This is a genomic window from Pseudomonas sp. E45-MNA-CIBAN-0222, assembly GCF_040310405.1.
Taxonomy (GTDB): Bacteria; Pseudomonadota; Gammaproteobacteria; order Pseudomonadales; family Pseudomonadaceae; genus Stutzerimonas; species Stutzerimonas stutzeri_AC.
The window spans coordinates 1-2,363 of sequence record NZ_JBEOPU010000040.1 but is presented as its reverse complement, the minus strand read 5'-3'; the positions used below and the strand labels follow the sequence as shown (position 1 = coordinate 2,363).

Annotated in this window: 3 protein-coding genes; all 3 read right to left on the bottom strand. The window is 62.7% G+C overall.

Going from position 1 to position 2,363, the window contains the following annotated elements; all coding sequences use genetic code 11:
• Positions 1-15: 15 nt before the first annotated feature.
• Positions 16-1,551 (bottom strand): IS66 family transposase, encoded by a 1,536-nt coding sequence (gene tnpC / locus AAEZ08_RS22655; protein ID WP_057380861.1) that lies wholly within the window; start codon positions 1,549-1,551, stop codon positions 16-18.
• Between the two features lie 61 nt (positions 1,552-1,612).
• The gene (gene tnpB, locus AAEZ08_RS22650) at positions 1,613-1,948 is read right to left on the bottom strand and encodes an IS66 family insertion sequence element accessory protein TnpB (RefSeq protein ID WP_041013622.1); all 336 of its coding nucleotides are present in this window, start codon (positions 1,946-1,948) and stop codon (positions 1,613-1,615) included.
• Positions 1,945-2,262, bottom strand: a complete 318-nt coding sequence (gene tnpA / locus AAEZ08_RS22645) for an IS66-like element accessory protein TnpA (protein WP_041015591.1) — start codon at positions 2,260-2,262, stop codon at positions 1,945-1,947. Before tnpA ends, tnpB begins: the two co-directional genes overlap by 4 nt.
• Positions 2,263-2,363: the final 101 nt, after the last annotated feature.

Sequence of the window (2,363 nt, the reverse complement as noted above, 5' to 3'; positions counted from 1 at the left end):
GTAAGCGAACGGGCATTACACCTTGCCGGCGGATACCCAGTTGTGCGGCAGCAGCTCGACCAGAGCGCTGGCCTTCTGCGTCGGCAGTCGTGTGAGCACATCCTTGAGATAGGCATACGGATCATGCCCATTCATGCGCGCCGACTGGATCAGGCTCATGATTGCCGCCGCCCGTTTGCCGCTGCGTAGCGACCCGGCAAACAGCCAATTGGAGCGACCTAGAGCCCACGGGCGGATCTGGTTCTCGACTTGGTTATTGTCGATGGGCACGGCACCATCCTCGACATAGCGAGTCAGTGCCAACCAACGTTTGAGGCTGTAATCCAAGGCTTTCGCCGTGGCTGAGCCGTTGGGCACCCGATCACGCTGGGCCAGCATCCAGGCATGCAGCGCGTCGAGGATCGGTGAAGCCTGTTCCTGTCGTATTCGCCCGCGTTCTTCATCGCCCATGTCGCGCACTTGGCGTTCGACTTCGTACAGCCCAGCGATAGAGTGCAGCGCCTGTTCGGCCAATTGGCTTTTGTTCGCCGCGTGCAGATCGAAGAACTTGCGGCGGGCGTGGGCCATGCAGCCGATTTCGGTGATGCCTCGCTCGAAACCGGCCTTGTAGCCAGCGAAGTCGTCGCAGACCAGCTTGCCATTCCACTGGCCAAGAAAATTGCGCGCATGCTCGCCGGCACGGCTGGGGCTGAAGTCGTAGACCACGGCCTTCAGATCGGCGAAGGGCGTGGTGCTGTAGGCCCAGACGTAAGCCCGATGGGTTTTCTTCTCGCCCGGCGCGAGCATTTGCACCGGGGTTTCGTCAGCGTGAATCACGCGTTGGCCCAGCACGGCTTCGCGCAGCGCATCGACCAGCGGCTGGAGCTGCACGCCGGTTTGCCCGACCCACTGCGCCAGCGTCGAACGAGCGATAGCCAGGCCGGCGCGGCCGAAGATCTTTTCCTGTCGGTACAGCGGCAGATGGTCGGCGAACTTGGCCACCATCACGTGCGCCAACAGGCCGGCGGTGGGGATCCCCTTGTCGATCACCTGCGCCGGCACCGGCGCCTGGATCAGCGTTTCGCACTGGCGGCAGGCCCATTTCCCACGCACGTGCTGCTCGACGGTGAACACGCCCGGCGTGTAATCCAGTTTTTCGCTGACGTCTTCACCCACGCGTAGCAGCTGGCAGCCGCAGGCGCACTGGGTGTTCTCCGGTTCGTGATGGATCACGGTGCGCGGGAGCTGCGGTGGCAGCGGTGTGCGCTTGGGCTGCTGGCGTGCGTCGGCCGGCGCAGCCGGCGGATTGACCGCTTTCAGCTCCGCCTCGATGGCCACGATGTCGGTGTCGAGCAGGTCATCCAGCAGACGGCCCTGGTCAGGGCTCAGTTGCTCACTACGCTTGGCAAACTTGTGCCGCTTGAGGATGGCGATTTCGTGGTTGAGGTTCTCGATAACCGTTTGGTCGCGGTAGATCCTCTTGCCCATCACGTCGACCTGCGTGAGCAACTGCGCGGCCAGTGTGCGCAGCTGGTCAGGCGTCAGTTGGTCGAGATTGGGCGCGGAAGTCATGCCGCTGATTGTGCCAGAGCAGGCGATCAGCGGAGCTAAACCGATGGGCTAATGGCAGGTGCTACAGCACTGTGATCGCGCCGGCTGCACCGACCCGCTGCCAGGGTAGACCCAGCACCAAAGCCTGAAGTTGCTCGGTGTCGAGTTCGACTTCCGAGCCGTGCCGGATGCCTGGCCAATGAAACTTGCCCTGGTGCAAGCGCCGCGCGGCGAGCCAGATACCCACGCCGTCATGCACCAGGACTTTCATGCGGTTGCCGCGGCGATTGGCGAAGAGATAGGCGCAGTGCGGCTTCGCCGCACCGAACACGGCCACCACACGCGCCAACGCGGTGTCGGTGCCGGCGCGCATGTCCATCGGCTCGGTGGCGAGCCAGATGGCATCGATGCGGATCACGGGGTGAGCCCACGCACAAAGCGGGCGCAACCTTCAGGATCGGAGGCTGGCCATTTCACCGTGACCGATTGCTCGCCAAGGGACAACTCAATGAGTGCGAACGCCTCAGTTGTTCGTTTAGGCGTGGCCCTCAATGGCACGAACGCCGGCAACGCCGCTGGTAGCTGATCTCGGTAAAGCGGCAGCCACTTGCGAATAACGTTGGCGTTGATGCCGTGGCTGATGGCAACGCTGGAGACGGTCGCACCAGGTTGCAGGCACTCCTGAACAACCTGGGCCTTGAACGGTTTGGGGTAAGAGCTTCGTTGGCGCATGGAAATCCCGGCGATAAGGGCTATCGCGTCCGCTTAAAAAATACGCGGACACCATCGTCCTTAATGCGGGAGTTCGGAAGGTGACTTGGCTGGACGCTTAC